The 17,632-nt window shown below is 57.6% G+C and carries 13 protein-coding genes; 6 read left to right on the top strand and 7 right to left on the bottom strand.

Annotated elements, in window-relative coordinates:
* Positions 1–80: 80 nt before the first annotated feature.
* The 5 genes from KW838_RS20675 to KW838_RS20695 form a co-directional block, all read right to left on the bottom strand.
* On the bottom strand, positions 81–1,676 hold the full coding sequence (locus KW838_RS20675; RefSeq protein ID WP_007974795.1) for a GMC family oxidoreductase: 1,596 nt from the start codon (positions 1,674–1,676) through the stop codon (positions 81–83).
* 127 nt (positions 1,677–1,803) lie between these two features.
* Complete coding sequence (locus KW838_RS20680; RefSeq protein ID WP_007974792.1) at positions 1,804–2,883, bottom strand: ABC transporter ATP-binding protein; 1,080 nt, start codon at positions 2,881–2,883, stop codon at positions 1,804–1,806.
* Positions 2,884–2,888: 5 nt separating this feature from the next.
* Complete coding sequence (locus tag KW838_RS20685; RefSeq protein ID WP_218503198.1) at positions 2,889–3,680, bottom strand: ABC transporter permease; 792 nt, start codon at positions 3,678–3,680, stop codon at positions 2,889–2,891.
* A 28-nt stretch (positions 3,681–3,708) separates the two neighbouring features.
* Positions 3,709–4,644, bottom strand: coding sequence for an ABC transporter permease (locus KW838_RS20690; protein WP_007974788.1), 936 nt, complete (start codon positions 4,642–4,644; stop codon positions 3,709–3,711).
* Positions 4,645–4,761: 117 nt separating this feature from the next.
* A complete protein-coding gene (locus KW838_RS20695; protein ID WP_007974786.1) occupies positions 4,762–5,922 on the bottom strand; it encodes a PotD/PotF family extracellular solute-binding protein in 1,161 nt (386 codons plus the stop codon).
* Positions 5,923–6,451: 529 nt separating this feature from the next.
* On the opposite strand from KW838_RS20695, the gene KW838_RS20700 reads away from it, so the two are divergent.
* On the top strand, positions 6,452–7,624 hold the full coding sequence (locus tag KW838_RS20700) for a thiamine pyrophosphate-dependent enzyme (RefSeq protein ID WP_256358921.1): 1,173 nt from the start codon (positions 6,452–6,454) through the stop codon (positions 7,622–7,624).
* A 96-nt stretch (positions 7,625–7,720) separates the two neighbouring features.
* On the opposite strand, the gene KW838_RS20705 is transcribed toward KW838_RS20700, so the two are convergent.
* On the bottom strand, positions 7,721–8,587 hold the full coding sequence (locus KW838_RS20705) for an XRE family transcriptional regulator (protein ID WP_218484848.1): 867 nt from the start codon (positions 8,585–8,587) through the stop codon (positions 7,721–7,723).
* Positions 8,588–9,131: 544 nt separating this feature from the next.
* Between KW838_RS20705 and KW838_RS20710 the strand changes: the two genes are divergently transcribed.
* The 5 genes from KW838_RS20710 to KW838_RS20730 all read left to right on the top strand — a co-directional run bounded on the left by KW838_RS20710 (position 9,132) and on the right by KW838_RS20730 (position 15,574).
* Positions 9,132–10,301: a Gfo/Idh/MocA family protein gene (locus KW838_RS20710; RefSeq protein ID WP_218503201.1), complete on the top strand. Its 1,170-nt coding sequence runs from the start codon at positions 9,132–9,134 to the stop codon at positions 10,299–10,301.
* 60 nt (positions 10,302–10,361) lie between these two features.
* Entirely contained in the window at positions 10,362–11,402 is a 1,041-nt protein-coding gene (locus tag KW838_RS20715) for a glycoside hydrolase family 3 N-terminal domain-containing protein (protein ID WP_218503204.1), read from the top strand.
* Positions 11,403–11,677: 275 nt separating this feature from the next.
* The gene (locus tag KW838_RS20720; protein WP_256358922.1) at positions 11,678–12,499 is read left to right on the top strand and encodes a sugar phosphate isomerase/epimerase; all 822 of its coding nucleotides are present in this window, start codon (positions 11,678–11,680) and stop codon (positions 12,497–12,499) included.
* Between the two features lie 153 nt (positions 12,500–12,652).
* The gene (locus KW838_RS20725; RefSeq protein WP_007974772.1) at positions 12,653–14,239 is read left to right on the top strand and encodes a GMC family oxidoreductase; all 1,587 of its coding nucleotides are present in this window, start codon (positions 12,653–12,655) and stop codon (positions 14,237–14,239) included.
* A 426-nt stretch (positions 14,240–14,665) separates the two neighbouring features.
* Complete coding sequence (locus tag KW838_RS20730; RefSeq protein WP_218503215.1) at positions 14,666–15,574, top strand: LysR substrate-binding domain-containing protein; 909 nt, start codon at positions 14,666–14,668, stop codon at positions 15,572–15,574.
* 100 nt (positions 15,575–15,674) lie between these two features.
* On the opposite strand, the gene KW838_RS20735 is transcribed toward KW838_RS20730, so the two are convergent.
* Positions 15,675–17,375, bottom strand: a complete 1,701-nt coding sequence (locus KW838_RS20735; RefSeq protein ID WP_218503225.1) for a BCCT family transporter — start codon at positions 17,373–17,375, stop codon at positions 15,675–15,677.
* Positions 17,376–17,632 lie beyond the last annotated feature (257 nt).

Below are 17,632 nucleotides of genomic sequence, written 5' to 3' on the forward strand. Positions count from 1 at the left end.
CAATCGATTCTACGGGTCTGAGCCACCGGCAGGAAATTGGCCGCGATGGCGTCGAAGGTGCCGCCATCGCGCCCAGGCTCCTACAGAGACTGATCAGCACGCTGAATGTGATCAGCCGCTTTCTCGCCGATCATGATTGCCAGTGCATTGGTGTTGCTGGAGCACAAGCTCGGCGCGATGGAGTTGTCGGCGATCCGCAGACCATCGATCCCGTGTACACGCAGATCGTTGTTCACCACCGCCATGGCGTCCGTACCCATCTTGCAGGTGCCTACCGGATGCAGTGCAGCGTGGGCGTGTCGGCGCACGAATCGCCGATAGTCATCACCTGTGCGTAACGGTTCTGCGGGCACATGCTCGCGCTGAATGTGGCCGGCCAATGCGGCCTGGGACATGATGTGCCGACCAAACTCGGTGGCCTGGGCCATGCACTCCACATCGAGCGGGTCGGTCAGGTAGTTGGGCTCGATGCGGGGCAAGTCCATGGGATCTGCGCTGTGCAGTTGCAGGAAACCGCTTGAACGGGGGCGGGTCTGACACACATTCAAGGTGCATCCGTTGCCACCAGGGACGGAACCTACACCGTCCTCGACCCCAGCCCCGGCCATGAAACAGTACTGGGCGTCCGCACGATTTTCGGCCAGGGAAGTACGCCAGAACGCGCCACCTTCGACCACGTTGGAGGTTACCGGGCCTTGCCGAAACAATGCGTACTGCAAGCCGGCGGCGATCTTCCAGTGCGGTTTTTTGTACTTGTCATAGCTCAAGGGGCGACGCAATTCATTGATCAGCGACACTTCGATGTGGTCCTGCAGATTCTGCCCGACCCCTGGCAGGTCATGGATTACCTTGACGCCTTTGTCGTGCAGGTGACTGGCCGGCCCGATACCCGACAGCATCAACAGCTTTGGCGTGTTGATTGCCCCGGCACTGACAATCACTTCACGATCGGCCCTCAAGACATGGCGCCGGTTTTTCTCAAGGTACTCAACGCCCGTGGCGCGACCGTTCTCGACCAGGATTCGCAAGACCCGGCAGTGGGTTCTCACCGTCAGATTGGGGCGCCGTCGCGCCGGCTTCAAATAGGCGACCGAGGTGCTCGATCGCAAGCCGTTGCGGGCATTGATTTGATACAACCCGCAACCGTCCTGCACACCGGAGTTGAAATCGGCATTGTAGGCCAACCCTGCCTGCTGGCAGGCCTGTAGCCAGAGTTTGGTCAAAGGATGGGTAAATCGTTGATCGCAGACACCGAGCGGGCCATCGGTGCCATGGGCGTCGTTGCTGAAGCGGTCATTGCTTTCGCATTTTTTGAAAAACGGTAGTACGTCCTTGTAGGCCCAACCCCGGGCACCGCCATCGGCCCAACTGTCGTAGTCGGCAGGTTGCCCGCGCAAGTACACCATGGCGTTGACTGAACTCCCACCGCCGAGCACCCGGGCTTGCACCATGGTCGGATTCGGCGCGCCGATATAACCGGCTGGGGGCTCCCAGGGGTAGCGTTCAACCAGATTTCCCTGGCTGGTTTTATAGAATCCCACCGGGAGATGGATAAACGGATGGGTGTCCCTCGGCCCTTCTTCCAGCAGCACGACTGACGCTTGGGTATCTTCGCTCAGGCGCGCGGCAATGACGCATCCGGCTGACCCACCCCCGACCACGATATATTGGACCATTATTGTTCACCGTGCAGGTCAAAAAAAACGCCGGATCAGGCTCTTGGTGAAGAGCTGATCCAGCGTTGAGGCTACTGTCAGACCCTGCGCGAAATGCCGCAGGGATCGTCGTTCAACCGAAAGCTGTTCAGGCAGGTATCACCACGAAACTGTCCGGTTTACAGGTCAGGGCGACATCCGCCCCGGGCGGCAGCGTGAGGCTGCCGGGGGTGGGCAACTGCTGGCATTTGAGGTCGAGGGTACCGCCGGCTACGGCGACACGGTAAATGACCCGGTTGCCGATAAACGACGTGTCTTTGACTTTCCCGGCAAAGGCCCCGTTGGCCAGCGGGTTGCCCAGTGCAGGCTCAAGGCCGATGGTTTCGGGACGGATCGAGACATTGACCGGTCCGGCACTCAGGCTGTTCTTGGCCGTGTGTGCGTAGCGTCCGAACGGTAGCTCGACATAACCACTGCTGGTATCACCCAGCCCATAGGTGCCGTTGACGATATTGGTGTCGCCGAAAAATTTCGCGGCGAACAACGTGCGTGGCGACCAGTACATCTCTTGTGGTCCACCGATCTGCTCGATGCCACCCTTGTTCAGCAGCACCACCCGGTCAGAGAGGATCATCGCTTCGTCCTGGTCATGGGTGACGTAAACGAAAGTGGTCGAGGTCTCTTCGTGGATCCGTTTGATCTCGTTGAGCATGTGGTGGCGAATCTTCAGGTCCAGTGCCGCCAGCGGCTCGTCGAGCAACAGCACGGCGGGGCGGTTGACCAGGGCTCGAGCCAGGGCGACGCGTTGTGCCTGGCCGCCACTGAGCTCGGAGATCCAGCGATTCTTGAAGTTTTCCAGTTGCACCAGCTCCAGTGCCTTGGTCACTTCGCGCTTGATTTCGTCCCGCGGTTTCTTTTTCAGACGCAACCCGAAAGCCACGTTGTCGAAGACATCGAGATGCGGGAACAGGGCGTACTTCTGAAACACCATGTTGACGGGGCGATGTTCCGGCGCCAGCGCCGTGGAGTCCTTGCCGTCGATCACGACTTTGCCGGTGGTCGGCTCTTCGAAGCCCGCGATGATGCGCATCAGTGTGGTTTTGCCACAGCCACTGGGACCCAGCAAAGTCAGGATTTCGTTGCGCTTTACGGTCAGGTCGACTTTGCCCAGGGCAGTCAGATTGCCGTAGCTCTTGGATATTCCGGTCAGTTCGATACTGTTGGTCATGGCGATTACTCTGCAGTTTCTGCACGTTCAAGTTCGAGACGACGACGGCGCAGGGTCATGACCAGGCCGGCAATGACAATGATGGCAATGGTCACGACCAGCATGAACACCGAGGCGGCATTGATGGTTGGGCTGACGGCGCGGCGCATCATCGAAAGAATCATGAGTGGCAACGTGGTGTCGCTGCCGGTGACGAATACGGTGATCAGGAATTCGTCCAGGGAGAGGGCAATCGCCAGGATCGCCGCACCCGCAATCGTCGGGCCGATAATGGGCAGCGTCACCAGCCAGAACGCCTTGAGCGGTGACGCGCCCAAGTCACGTGCAGCTTCTTCGAACGAGAGATCGAAGTACTCAAGACGTGAACGTACGGACTCGACGAAGAATGGAAAGGTGAACAACGTATGGCCGATGATCACCGTCAGCAGTGATCGTGGCAGGCCAATCAGCGAGAAGAAAATCACCAGTGCAATTCCCAGGAATAAACCGGGCAAGGCGATGGGGGCGAAGTTCATGAAGGCAAAGACGGATTTGAACCGGCCCTTCATGCGCATCAGCGCCAGGGCCGAGAACGTTCCCAGCAAGGTGGTCAGAATGGCCGAGCCCGCGGCGACGATTGCGCTGTTGGTCAAAGCCGTCATGAAGTCCGAACTGCTGAACAGCGCCTCGTACCATTGGGTCGAGAAGCCCTCGAACGGGAATGACAGCGAGGCCGACGAATGAAGGCTGAACAGCGCGATGATCGCGATGGGCGCATAAAGAAACAGCATGTAGACGTAAGTGAAGAGCCTGATCATGGCGAGTTACCTTTTTTATGGGCGGTCATCAGTCGTGGTAACGCTTGCCGGGTGCCAGGTTTGCAGCCCGCAACACTCCCAGCAACAGCGCATAGACCAGCATGAAAACCAGCAGCAGCAAGTACGCCATCGCAGCCCCCAGTGGCCAGTTACCGACCGAGCGAAACTGATTGGCGATCACCAGGCCTGTGGTCATGGCGTCTCGGCCGCCCAAGAGCTGGGGCGTGACGTAGTCGCTGGCGGCAAGGACGAAGGTGAACATGAACGAGCTGACGATGCTCTTGTGGGCCATCGGCACGATCACCCGCCACAGGATGGTGGCGCCGCCGGCACCCAGATCCGCAGCAGCTTCCAGATAGTCCCTCTTGATATCGCGCAAACCCGACACCAGTAGCAGCAGGGTGAAGGGCAGCATAATGTGCACCAGGGTCAACACCACTGCGAACTTGCTGAAGACCAGCCATTCCAGCGGCTGATCGATCAGCCCCATGTGCATCAGCGTGGAATTGATCACACCGTTGGTGCCCAGGATCGAGCGCCAGGCGTAGACCCGCACCAGGTAGCTGGAGAACCAGGAGACCAGGGCCAGGTACAGCACGGCATTGGAGCGCGTGCGGTAAACAATGTAGTAGGCGACCGGGGCGCTGATGACCGTCGACAGCACCGCGGTCCAGAAGCCATTCTGCAAGGCGATCCATAACGAGTCGTAGAACCCGGTGGCACTCAATGCCTTGGCGTAGTTGGCCAGGGTTGCCGCAGGTTCCATGCTGAAGGTCTTGGAGGTCCAGAAACTCGCGACCAGGAGCAGCAGCGACGGAATGAGGAAGAACACCACCAGGAAGAACAGCGGAGGCGACGCCAGCAAATACCCGCTGAGGGTTTTCTTGTCGATTTTCACGTGTTTGCCAGCCTTTGAATCCCTGTCATCGAGGAGGATGGGCTCGCTGTTGTTGACTACGTTCATGATTATTGTGCCTTTGCTTTTTGTTTCGATAACGAGCAGAGGAGTGAGTGCCCGCAAGCACCCGCTCTCTCGTACACACTCAAGCCGTTCTTTCACCTCACCGGATAGCCGAGGTGGTTAGAACGAGCCTTTGAAGTTCGCCCACTGATCGATCCATTCAGCATAGGTCACGTACTTGTCGGAGCTCAGGGGCGGCTGGCCGTAGAGCTTCGACTTCTCGAAAAAGCTGTCCAGGTTCGCGTAGTCGAAGGTGTTTCTCAGCTCTTCGGGGAGTAGCGGCACAGCCTTGCTGTTGACCACGCCAGAGAACATCGTGGTTGCCATTTTCGCCTGGGTATCGGCCTCGAGCGTCTTGTTGATGAACTCCAGCGCGAGCGGTACGTCCTTGGCGGTCTTGGGTATGAACAGGGCGTCACACCAGAGGGCAGCACCTTCCTTGGGCACTGATAGTTCTGTGACTACGCCGCGCTTCTTGGTCTCGCTTGGGGTGTTGGCCGACGCCGAAAATACCGCGTCGACTTCGCCCGAGACCAACAGCGAAACCGCATCGCCCGAGGAGGCAGCAAAGACTCGGCATTGATCACGATACGGTTTGAGTTTTTCGAAGGCGTCGTCGAATTCGGCGCGGGTCAGGTTAGGGAACTTGTCCCCGTAACCGGCAATGATCGCGATGAGTGACCAGTTGGAAGTGCCGTCATCGACAAAGGTCAGCCGGCCCTTCAATTTCGGGTCGAGCAGGTCTTTGTACTCGGTGGGTTTCTTCACGTTCTTAGGGTTGTAGACGATGGTGTTCATGCCCCACAACAGCGGGATGCCCCATTGTTTGCCATCCCAGTACCAGCGGCTGCCTTTATAGAAAAGCGGGACGGTATTTTCGGCGGAGTAGTTGGGGATTTTCGAGGTATCGATCGCCTTGAGCAGGCCCATTTCCTGATAGATGGTCTCGTAGCCCAGTGCGTACATGGTCAGGTCGAGCTGGACGGGGTCGGAGCCGGCCAGCCGCGCGGTGATGTCGTCCTGGTTGCTGGCATAGCTGGAACGTACGGTAATGCCACGTTGTTTGCGCCATTCGGCCAGCTCCGCATCACCGGTTTCACCTTCCCACCCAAGAATCTCCAAATGGCCGGAGGACGCGGCAAATGCACTGGGTACGAACGAACTGATGTACAACCCCGCGGCAGATGCAGCAGCCCCCAGCATAAAGGTGCGCCGGTTCAGGCTGATCGAATCCAGCTTGATGCCAGTTGATCCATAACCCGTCTCTCTTTCTTTTTTCATTTTGAGTTCCTGCCTAGGGTGGTTGTTTGCTAACAATTGGCGACCTGCATTGGCGTGGGCGCGGCGGGTTTAGCCGGACACGTCCCTATGCATGCGGTCATGTAAATCGGCAGAGTTATGGCCAGCATTGTTTCCATGCAGCTGGGGAGGTTGTGGCGCGGTGCTGCCTGGTAAACAGGGCATTGCGCAGTTGGCCTCCACTGGTCCGATCGACTCTTCCTTGGCTGGTAGCGCGCCACTTTCCCTGGATATCAAGGTGAAGCCTTCACGTGGCACGCCCAGCGCTTGATAGGCTCGGCTTGTTGTTTTCATGGATCGAGTATTGGCCTGGCGAGCAGGGCACTCAATTTCGCAGCCCCTTTAAAAGCGACGCACTCTGACGCATCAAAGTGACCTAATCGGCGCAGCAGGCTACTGATAACGATAGTCCCGCCAAAGCGGGGGATGGGCGGCATTCACCTGCGTCAATGTGCGTCTCTTTTGCGGGGGGTGCGAAATTGAGCGGTGTTTGTTCCAGGGGAATACTCCGATGAAGGTCTTGAGACGACGCAAGGTGCATCCGCCCTTGCGCCAGCGTCTATTCGATGGGAGTTTTTCTGTGAAGCTCACGGGTGGTCAGATTGTTGCGAAAGCGCTGAAAGCGAACGGTGTCGACTATGTTGCCGGCATGCCGGGTGATGGTTCGTGGGCCTTGGTGGAAGCATTGCTGAACACTGGCTCCGACATCCCGTTCATTCATGTCATACAGGAGCAAAGTGCAGTCCATCTTGCCGACGGCTACTTTCGTGCCTGCGGTCGTCCGATGGCTGTTCTCCTGCCGGCTCCGTTGGGTCTTTCGAAAGCCTTGGGCGGGATCGCGGTTGCTTTGGTGGATCGCTCGGCCATGCTGGTGATCAGTGGGGGGAACCCCGATCGCGGCGATGACCGGCCTGAATTCGCCGCCACTGGCATCACAAAAGAGCATGTGCGGGTTTCGGCGATTGAACAATTGCCACAGACCCTGCGTCAGTCCTTCGACACGATGTTCAGTGGTCGCATCGGCCCTGTAAGCCTGGACATTCCGGCGGCTGTTCAGAGCGCCTCGGTTGACGCCAGTTTGTCACCTGCGACCTTGCGAGCGAACAGCGCCAGCGACATCCCGCCTCTGATGGTTCACCGACCTATGGCGGAGTTGAGATCGGGCCTGGAAGAGGATGCGATTCTGATGGTCGGGACGCAGAGTCTCCAGGAAATAGTCGGCGAGATGTTTCCGGATTATCAGCACCGAGGTCATTTTTGCACCGCTGGCGTCGGTGCGGTGGGTTGGGCAGTTCCGGCAGCCATTGGCGCGAAGCTCGCCATGCCGGCACGTCAAGTGGTGTGTGCCGTAAGTGACGGGGATTTTTTGCAGTCGATGCAGGAGATGGCGGTGTGCGTGATGCACAGTCTTCCCGTGGTGTTCCTGGTGTTCAACAACAGCGGGCCTGAGTCGTTGAGCGATGTGCAGGTTTCGCTTGCGGGGCAGCATCGGGCCGGGGAATTCAATTTGCCGGACGGCAAGCCTTACTCGCCTGACTTCGCGGGCATCGCCAGAAACTTTGGTCTTGAAGCGTGGAGAGTCGAGCATGCTTCGCAACTCAATCCAGCCTTCATCAAGGCACTGAACAGCAAGGGGCCTTCGTTGGTGGAAATTATTACTGCGCGCAGTTCGCGTGAAACCTGATTAAACCTTCATGAGTGTAGTCACGCCATCCTGCGCCGCTGTCGACGCCCCGCCGATCATCGACGGGCACATCGACGGGACCGCCTTTCAACCGTCTTAATCCTGACCGCCCCAGACGATAGTGGCGTTATCGCCCGTCATGTATTCGCGCACTTCCAGCGGTAATGACTGATCGCTGGGAAGCACAGCGGTTGCATTGCGCAGGTGGTGTTTACGGATCTTGCCTTTGTCCACCAGCCCCAAGGCCATTCGGGTAGAGAAGGGCTGGCGGAAAGAAGACGACGCCACCCCGGTGACCAATCCGTAGAGAAAGCGGATCGGCCGGCGATGCTGCGGCGTGAGAATCGAAAACGTCATTTCGTTACGTTGCTTGCCCTCGAAATCGACCATGAACAGGCGATCACCCAGCAGCAGGCAGAAACCGTGATAAGTGAACGAGTAGCCGATCTTTCCGCTGCCATCGAGCAAGGGGAAGCGTTCTACGGTGACGTACTGGACCATTGAGTCGGTCCGGTACAGGCAGGTGACCGAACGCAGGATGCGGCCTTTATAGATGGACGAGTTGTGGTACCGGTAATAAACGCCCAGATAGTCTTCAAGCAGATCCGCCGACTGCTTCGCCAGGGGCAGGAAATGATTGAATTGCGCCGAGGCCCGCAAGTCTGTCGGTAGTTCGTTTTCGTAACCCTCATAAAATTTCTTGAACTCGGCGGGCGGCCGGAAAAGGTCTTCGGCCTCCATCATGAAATACCGGCCGATCTTCTGCAGGATTTTCTGTGAGGGTACGTGCTGGCCCACCAGGTACTTGTTGAACTGCTGGCGATTGACATCAACTTTGCGGCACATGTCTGCAACCGAGCGGCAAGACTCGACCAGCGTACTCAGGTTCTTTTGCACGTTGGCTTGCAAGTCGCTGCGAACCTGTTGTCGCTCAGGGTGCGAGGTGGCAGAACTTAACGACATGGGGGGCGAATCTCCTCGGCTGGGCATTTTTTATCTCGATGTAGGCCAGGGGTTAAGAGCAGAAGGTTATATAGGTTATAAATCAGTTATCGAAATAATCGGTCGTATAACTTCGTGCTAGCTTAAATACTTGAATTATCAGCGATTTAATCAAGCATGTTCCATGCCCGCTCAGGGTATTTAAGTTCAACCCGTTAATATCAGTCAATGCGTCAGATTGTAAGCGCTTAGCGGCGTGTCCCTGTACTGACCGGCGGGAAAAGCCACACCTCCGGGGGCCCAGGATGATGTGTCAGAACCACCATTGGGTACGCGCAAGGCCGATAAGTAACACTTCACCCGGCCCTGGGTAACAGATATTGGCCGTCGGCTTTGAAAGGGCACTCCAGATGACAAACAAAGCCCCGGCTTGCCTGTGCAATGGCGAGTGCTTCAGTCCGCGTCATGTATCGATAGTGTGCGAAATGGTGCAAAGAAAGTTCGCAATCGATACTTCACTCCGCGCATTCGCAAAGTCAGTGTCAATTATTGGAGTCTTTAAGCGATGGCAAGGTTAACCGGCGACATTCCAGGGCAAAGGCGATTCAAGGTGGGCATGGTTGGCGGCGGGCAGGGCGCTTACTTCGCCAGCTATCACCGGGCGGCCATGCGTCTTTGCAATCGCTTCGAGATCGTTGCCGGTGCCTTCTCCTCGGATGCCGACAAATGCCGAGAGGCGGGCGAGGCACTTGGCCTCCAGCCGGAGCGGACTTACTTGTCATTCGAGGACATGGCCGTTGCCGAGTCACGTCGACCCGATCCCATAGAGGCGGTCGTCATCGTCACGCCCAACCACCTGCACTTTGAACCTTGCCGGTTGTTTTTGCGGGCGGGTATCCCGGTGATTTGCGACAAACCGTTGGTCAACAGCCCCCAGCAAGCCATTGAGTTGGCGAGTATTGCCGATCAGCACGATACGTTTTTCGCGCTGACCTATACCTATCAAGGCTATCCCATGGTCAGGGATGCCTGCAGCCGTATACAGGCCGGGGAGCTTGGCGACATTCGCTTCATGTATGTCGAGTACCTGCTGGAGTGGTTGGCGCCGGGTGTCTCGACGTTGAGCAAAAGTCTTGCCTGGCGCGGTGATCCAGAGAAGGCCGGCCCGACCGGTGTCGTGGGGGATATCGGCACACATGCCTTCAACATGCTTGAGTTTCTGTGCGGGCGTCGCTGCACAAGCCTGAATGCCAAGTTGACCACGGTCGTACCCGGCTGGGGACTGGACGATACCTGTGTGGTGCAGTTGGAGTATGAAGGCGGCGTGGACGGTTTGCTGTGGGCCAGTTTCGCGGCCCCCGGCCACCGTAATGGTCTGCGCTTCAAGATCATCGGCAGCAAGGCGTCGATCGAATGGTGCCAGGAGACTCCGGAAACACTTCGGTTTGCGCCAATTGACGGCGCAGAGCGAATCTACCGCCGAGGCCAGAGCGACAATGCCGCCCAGACGCTGAACTTCAGCAGTTTGCCCGCCGGCAATACCGAGGGTTACCTGGAAGCACTTGCCGTTCTCTACGCCGACTTCGCCGAGGCACTCGATGCCGGCGCAGGTTGGCGCACCGCGACCAGCATCCCGCTACCCGACATCCATCAAGGCGTGCGCGGCGTCGGCCTGTCCCAGGCGTGCGTCGAGTCCAGCCGACGGCGCGCCTGGGTGCCTTTTCCACACAACTGACACCTGCACGCTTTTTAAAAACAAGCGCTCCGCTCAACACTACGGAACTGAGGAAAATCGATGTCTGGTGAACTCTATAGAGCTGCATATTCGGTACTGCTACCCGCGTTCGGGGATTTGCACCTGGACGACAACGTCCGTCGTTATCTGAGCCGAGGTGGCGTTTCCCTTTTGCTGGGGGAGACACGGGAGGAGTACGTGGGCAGAGCCATGAGCGAGGTGCGAAAGAGTGCGGAAACCCAGGCAGACTTCGTCAACATCGCGCGGCAAGCGGCATCATTGGCTGGGGCGCCGGTACTGATTGCGGTGGACCAGGAACTCGGCGGCATCGAACGCCTTCATCAATTGGTTCCTGCCATTGCGTCGAGAGCGCAGCTCAAGGCGCTGAGTTCGCAGGATATCGAACAGCGATGCTTCGAGATGGCCCAGGCGGCACGAAGCCTGGGGGTTAACCTGTTTCTGGCACCGATTGTCGACGTGGTGACCGGCGCCAATCCATGGCTACTCAATCGACACCTGGGCGCCGACCCGGTCGAGGTCAGCCGGGTTTCCTGTGCCTTTATCCGCGGGGTTCAACGGGCCGGCGTGATTGCGACGGCCAAACATTTTCCTGGCCATTACGTCACTGAAGAGGACCCGGCGATTGCCCAAGCCACGGTTCCCGGGCCACTGGAGTTGCTGCATGACAACCTTGAGGTCTTCAAGGAAGTCATTGCCACCGGTGTCAAAGCGGTGATGCCGGGCCCCGCGGTGTTTGCGGCGCTCGACCCGGAACATTCGGCCTCCACCTCGTCAACAGTCATCGGCATTTTGCGCGACACCCTTGGTTTCGAAGGCTTGATCATTTCCGATGACCTCGATGCGGTGTCCATCCTCCGGGGACATTCCATTACCGACACAGCCGTTGCGTCACTGTCGGCAGGCGCGCATCTATTGCTGGTGTCGAGTGAATCCGGCCTTGATGCCATCGCCGACGCGATTGTTGCGGCCGTCCATGAGGGTGTACTCGACCGCCGGGCGCTATTGGCATCCGCGGTCAAGGTTCGGGCGTTGGCCAATGCAACCACCGACCGGAACGCTTCGAGCCAGGACAAGTCATGAACACAAATGAAAGCGAGGCATTGAGCGTGCTGTTTCCAGTGTTGCTTGATCTGGTCATCAGGCCTAGGCCAACCGGCTTTCAAACGCTTGAGTGGTCGACAATCGGAACCTGACGCATTGACTGCGTCAGTTTGCGCCGCATTTTGCGTAGCTGCGAAATCTCTACCTGAATCCGATCGCTCTACAATGAATGACAACGGTAGGAGCGTCATATGCAAACCCAAAACAATATCCTGGCCCTGCATTCCACAGTTGCAAAGCACTCGACCCTGGCGATGGACATCGACATCGCAAAGACCGTGGGTTTCGATGCGCTGGAGATCAACAGCGCAAAACTGGAAGCCTGGCTGCAGGCCGGTTACACCGAAGCGGAACTGAAAAACCTGCTCAAGGACGTGCCTGTCACAGGCATTGGTTACCTGAGGGATATCGAGCGCCAGGGAGCCGAACGCGAAGACTTGCTGAAAGAGGCTGAGCGACTTTTTCAATTGGCCAACCTGGCAGGTGCAAAAGGTGTGCAGGTGCTCACCGGGCCAATCAATGTTCAGGCCGTGATCGATTTTCAGCATCATGGCAAGAGCACGTATTACTCCGGCTTGCTGGGTTTTGATGAAGCGACTCAGTATGACTTGACCGCCAAGAACCTCACCTTGCTGGCTGACCTGGCAAAGCAGTATGACGTGCTTCTTTATCTTGAAGCGCTGTCCTGGACCCCCTTGAACAGCCTGGACCATCAACTTCAGCTGATTGATCGCACCGAGCGCGATAACGTCAAGATGGTCATCGACTACTGGCATTGCTTTACCTCAGGCGTGAAACCGCAAGACATTGCCAGGATGAACAAAGACGTGATCTACGGCGTGCATGTTTGTGACTCGCTGCCGTTCGAAGGTGGCATTGCGAACGAAGCAATCCTCAGGGATGTGCCAACGGGAAGCGGGGTCTTGAACCTTGCCGAGTGGACTGCCGCAGTGAAGGCAACCGGGTACCAGGGCTGGTGGAGTTGTGAGTTGTTTTGCAAGAAGCAGCAACAACAGAACAGCTACGAAGTCGCCAAAGAGTTGAAGTCACTATTGACCCGGCTTGTGGGTCGATAAACAGCTTTCTTCAACAAGATCCAAAAAAATTTTTCAAGTTTGATTTCGGCCTGCTCGTGATTGAGCAGGGGCAAGTCAACGCTTGCCAGTCTCTATTGGCTGCCACCGCTCCCGGCAGCCTTGTTCTCAATACTAAAAAGATCTGAGGTCGTAATGGTGGATTTTATCGTAATCGGAGGCGGATCGACAGGTTGCACCGTGGCTTCGAGGCTGAGCGAAGACGCAACAGCATCCGTCGTCCTTTTCGAAGAGGGGCCGCGCGATCGCAACCCCTATATCCATATTCCCGGCGCCTACTACAAGACTGCGCAAGGCCCGCTGCTCAAACGCTATGCATGGGAGCCTACCGAAGATCAACGCCGGACCGAGACGCCGACGATGGTCCAGGCCAGCGTGCTGGGAGGCGGAAGTTCGGTCAATGCGATGATCTACATCCGCGGTGTCCCGGCCGACTACGATGGTTGGGCGGAGCAGGGCGCCACCGGCTGGTCCTACAATGATGTACTCCCATACTTCAAAAAGGCCGAAGACAACGAGCGCTTCTGCAATGAAGCCCACGGCGTTGGTGGGCCGCTGGGCGTTTCTGATCCGATCAATGTCCATCCATTGACCAAAGTATGGCTTCGCGCTTGCCAGCAGCACGGATTGCCGTACAACGAAGATTTCAATTCGGGCAAGCCTGAGGGGTGCGGGCTGTATCAAATCACCGCCAAAAACGGCTTTCGCAGCAGTGCCGCAGTGGCGTACCTGGCACCCGCCAAATCGCGCAAGAACCTGACGGTGAAGACGGGGTGTCGCGTCATCCGTATCTTGACGCAAGGCAGCAAAGCCATTGGTGTTGAATACATAGAAAAGGGCGTGCGCCATGTAATGCACGCCGACAAGGAAATCATTTTATCGTCCGGCGCCATCAACTCGCCGCGACTGTTGATGTTGTCCGGTATTGGTCCGGCCGCACAGTTGGATAAACATGGCATCAAAGTGATCAAAGACTTGCCCGGTGTCGGCCAGAACCTTCAGGACCATATTGAAGTGTCTCTGGTGTATGAACTGACGGGCCCGCATAGCTACGACAAGTACAAGAAGCCGCTTTGGAAAATGATGGCCGGTTTGCAATACGCGTTGTTCAGACAAGGTCCGGCGGCGTCAAACCTGATCGAAGGCGGGGCCTTCTGGTGGGGTGACAAGGCGGCAACCCATCCCGATATCCAGTACTTCATGGTCGTGGGTGCAGGCATCGAGGAGGGCGTTGACTCTGTTCCCGGTGGCAATGGATGCACGCTGAACCTGGGGCAGATACGTCCACGGTCCAGAGGCTATGTCGAGCTCTATTCAGCCGACCCGATGTCACCTCCGCGGATCGTGCCTAACTATTTCTCCGACCCTTACGATATTGAAAGCCTGGTGGATGGTTGCCTGGTGGGTGAGCAAATCATGTCCCAGGCCGCCTTCAAACCATTCATTGCCAGGCGGCATGTACCGGACGTGGCGGTCCGGTCCCGGGAAGAGATGAAAAAATTCTGTCACGAACAAGCGCACGCCGCGCTGCACCCATCCGGCACTTGCCGCATGGGAGTGGATGAGCTTTCGGTAGTGGGCCCGGATCTCCGGGTGCATGGTATGGAAGGGTTGCGCGTTGCCGACGCATCGGTCATGCCAACGCTGATCTCGGGGAACCCTAACTCGGTGTGCATCATGATCGGCGAAAAGGCCGCGGACATGATCAAAAACGGGCACTAAGCTGGCACGCCGCAAAGCGTGGCAGTCATGGGGCAACCATTGCTTGCTGTGCTTTGCGGGGGCGGGTCTAGCTGCCGAGTAACCACAGCAAGAACGAAACGCCCATCGCGAAAAGCAGAAGCCCTCCGCAAATGCCTGCCTGGCGTTCGAGGGGGGATGCCTGTGCAGCACGAGGGGGCTCCAGCCAATCAACAGGGCGTACGCGAACTCTGGTCAACTGGGCTGTTGCATAAAACAAGCTGTGCATGGCGTGCACCCCTTGGGTCGTTTTTGCTCAATCGAAGGTACAAATCCCCCCCGACCTCTACGAAGCGAAAAAACACGGCGTAAATATAGCGGTCCACGCATAAAACCTGCGCCTGACCGCGTGCGAATCACTAGAATGGCGCGACTCGGTAAAAACAAGAATATGTGGGTGTAAACGCCTTGAAAATTCAGCCTCTTCCGCCCCTCAACAGCTTGATTGCCTTTGAGGCTGCAGCCCGCCACTTGAGTTTTACGTTCGCTGCCAAAGAGCTGAATGTCACGCAGGGCGCGATCAGTCGTCAGGTTCGGTTGCTGGAGGATTATCTCGGCAAGACATTGTTCGAGAGGACAACCCGTACCATCAACCTCACGCCGACCGGTGCTCAATACCACGAGACGGTTCGCGACTGTCTTCAGAGTCTGGCCCGGTCCACGGGGGAAATCCGGCAATGGCGCGGGGATCAGCAGGTGACCGTTGCCACCAGCACGGCCATGGCATCGCTCTGGCTTTTACCCAAGGTTGCCGAGTTTCAACGCCAGCATGAAGAGATCGATCTACGGATCATTGCGATCGATCATGTGAAGGACTACGCCAAGCTCGATTGCGATCTGGCGATGTATTACTGCAGTGCCTCACCGAAAGGCTTGGACGTTACGCCGTTGTTCTCGGAAGAGATTTTCATGGTGTGCAGTCCGTCGTACCTGGCCAAGCATCCCCAGCTGTCTTCGATTGAAGGGCTGGCTTCCTGCACCTGGCTATGGCTTGAGGATTCCCAGCGGGACTGGATCGGCTGGCTGGAATGGTTCAAGCGCCTGGAGCGTGCTCCCGTTGCCCCGAAACACCGGATCAACATCAATAGCTACAGCATGCTGATCCAGTCGGCCATCAGCGGGCAGGGTGTGGCTCTGGCCTGGAACAATCTGGTCGACGAACCACTGAGCACGGGCGCGCTGGTTCGGCCAAACGATCTGGTGCTGCAGACAAACGCCCAGTTTTGTTTGCTGGAACCACTCAGTACCCGTGGCCCACGACACAGCGTGAAGCTGTTTCGCGACTGGCTGATGGGACTCCCTTCCGTCCAGGGATAAGGCAAGGTCCAGAAAAGAAAAACGCCGTCAGCGGTTGGCTGACGGCGTTTTTCATTCAATAGTCGCTGTGGCCTGTCTCCACAGGTCACAGCGACTGGTTTCAGCTGGCTTTTCTGGCGGTCAGCAAGGATTCCCCGGAACCGTCCGGCAAGGGGCCGCCACGTTGCGAGAACGCTTCCCGGGTGTGCTCCGGAATGGGCAGGCGAGCGGGAGGCAAGTGAGGCAGGTCGCCGAAGGCTTCCGCCCGCAGGCTGCGAATCAGTGTGTAGCTCATGACCATCATCAGGATTGCAATGGGCAGGCCTGCGGCGATACTCGCCATCTGAATGGCCTTGAGCCCTCCCGCCAGGAGCAGTCCCGCCGCGACACCACCTTCCAGCACACACCAGAGCAACCTGATCCAGTTAGGTGGATTGGTGCTTCCCATCGCGTTCAGCGTACAGAGGACCTGAGTTCCTGCATCGGCCGTGGTCACGAAGTGCACGGCGAGCAGCAGGCAAACGAAGATGGAGAGCGCGCCACCGATCACGGGGCCGTCCAGTTTTCCGAGCAGGGTAAACATGGCCGCCGTGGGTTCTTTCTTGGTCGCCAGCAGAATCGTACCGCCTTCGAAGGTGGCCTGTTCCTGAACCTGTTCAGTGGCTGCGGCTGCTTTCTGGAATTGCTGGCGTTCGGTTTGCTCGCTCTTCAACGCGGCGCCACCGAAGACGGACATCCACAGGATGGTGACCAGGGTAGGCACCACCAAAGCACCGACGATGAGTTCGCGAATGGTCCGCCCCTTGGAAATCCGCGCGATGAACAACCCCACGAATGGCCCCCAGGTCATCCACCATGGCCAATAGAAGGCGGTCCACCAGTTTTGCCATTGGGTGTCTTTCTGCGTGTCCATCCACAGGCTCAAACCGACCAGGTTCTGGACATAGTCCCCGGTGGATTCGAACATCAGGTTAAGGATGTAACGGGTCGGCCCGATCACCAGGACAATCAGCATCAACAGGATCGACATGTACATGTTGAGTGTCGAAATCCGTTTCATTCCCTTGGACAGGCCTGCCAGGAGTGAGATGGAGGCGATGATCGTGACCACCAGGATGATCGAAAGCTGCAGGCCGATACTGACCGGCACGCCAAACACCTGGTGCAGGCCGGTGTTGATTTGTGCAACGCCCAGGCCGAGGGATTGGGACACGCCGAAGGCGGTAATCGCCACGCCCATGATATCCACGACATGCCCGATCCAGCCGTAGATCCGGTCGCCAATCAGTGGGTAGAGCAGGGACCGAAGCGCCAGGGGCAGACCCTTGCGATAGGCGAAGTACGCCAGGCTCAGGCCGATCAAGGTGAAGATCGCCCATGGATGCAGGCCCCAGTGGAACAGGGTGATACGCATGGCCATGCTCGCGGCCTCATCCGTCAACCCCTTGGAGAACGGGTTGTCGGCGTAGTGCAGCATGGGTTCGGCGACCGACCAGAAAATCAGGCCGATGCCCATGCCCGCACTGAACAGCATGGCGATCCAGGAACCAAAACTGAATTCTGGCTGGTCGTCGTGGGCGCCCAGTTTCAGGGTGCCGAACCGGCTGACGGAAATGTACAGCAGCAGGCACAGCACAGCGCTCAGCAGTGCCAGGTAGTACCACTTGAAGTTGGTCAGGATGAAGGTCGACGCGGTTTCAAACGCTTTGGCCGCCTGCTCGTTCATGAACGCACAGAACAGCACAAACAGGACCACGGTTGTGATCGAAGCCAGGGTTACATTCGGGTTGAGACCTTTGAGAAGGCCCGATTCTGCACGCATTTTTTTCCCCTTTTATTATTGTTCAAGGGTTGAGGGTTTCGCCGGGTGAGGGGAAGGGCGGTCATTGGCGGGTGCCAGCGGCCGGTCATCGACTCCTCAGGGTGATCTCGAGGCAGGCTCGGGATGTGGCAACAAAATGGTGGAGACAGGGGCCGCCGACAACTCATTTATCCTCATCAATATATGACTTCTGGTCATTAATGCCGAGGCGCGCAAAAACACTCAAAACCCCATCTTTTACTGAACCGTATCAGCAA

Origin of the sequence: Pseudomonas sp. PDM27, from assembly GCF_019219205.1 — a bacterium.
In the GTDB taxonomy this organism is placed as follows: domain Bacteria; phylum Pseudomonadota; class Gammaproteobacteria; order Pseudomonadales; family Pseudomonadaceae; genus Aquipseudomonas; species Aquipseudomonas laurylsulfatiphila.

What these genes read in the sequence shown, in the direction of transcription:
- KW838_RS20675 (WP_007974795.1), bottom strand. Translation starts at nt 1,676, where the DNA reads ATGGTCCAATATATCGTGGTCGGGGGTGGGTCAGCCGGATGCGTCATT.
- KW838_RS20680 (WP_007974792.1), bottom strand. Translation starts at nt 2,883, where the DNA reads ATGACCAACAGTATCGAACTGACCGGAATATCCAAGAGCTACGGCAAT.
- KW838_RS20685 (WP_218503198.1), bottom strand. Translation starts at nt 3,680, where the DNA reads ATGATCAGGCTCTTCACTTACGTCTACATGCTGTTTCTTTATGCGCCC.
- KW838_RS20690 (WP_007974788.1), bottom strand. Translation starts at nt 4,644, where the DNA reads ATGAACGTAGTCAACAACAGCGAGCCCATCCTCCTCGATGACAGGGAT.
- KW838_RS20695 (WP_007974786.1), bottom strand. Translation starts at nt 5,922, where the DNA reads ATGAAAAAAGAAAGAGAGACGGGTTATGGATCAACTGGCATCAAGCTG.
- KW838_RS20700 (WP_256358921.1), top strand. Translation starts at nt 6,452, where the DNA reads ATGAAGGTCTTGAGACGACGCAAGGTGCATCCGCCCTTGCGCCAGCGT.
- KW838_RS20705 (WP_218484848.1), bottom strand. Translation starts at nt 8,587, where the DNA reads ATGTCGTTAAGTTCTGCCACCTCGCACCCTGAGCGACAACAGGTTCGC.
- KW838_RS20710 (WP_218503201.1), top strand. Translation starts at nt 9,132, where the DNA reads ATGGCAAGGTTAACCGGCGACATTCCAGGGCAAAGGCGATTCAAGGTG.
- KW838_RS20715 (WP_218503204.1), top strand. Translation starts at nt 10,362, where the DNA reads ATGTCTGGTGAACTCTATAGAGCTGCATATTCGGTACTGCTACCCGCG.
- KW838_RS20720 (WP_256358922.1), top strand. Translation starts at nt 11,678, where the DNA reads ATGGACATCGACATCGCAAAGACCGTGGGTTTCGATGCGCTGGAGATC.
- KW838_RS20725 (WP_007974772.1), top strand. Translation starts at nt 12,653, where the DNA reads ATGGTGGATTTTATCGTAATCGGAGGCGGATCGACAGGTTGCACCGTG.
- KW838_RS20735 (WP_218503225.1), bottom strand. Translation starts at nt 17,375, where the DNA reads ATGCGTGCAGAATCGGGCCTTCTCAAAGGTCTCAACCCGAATGTAACC.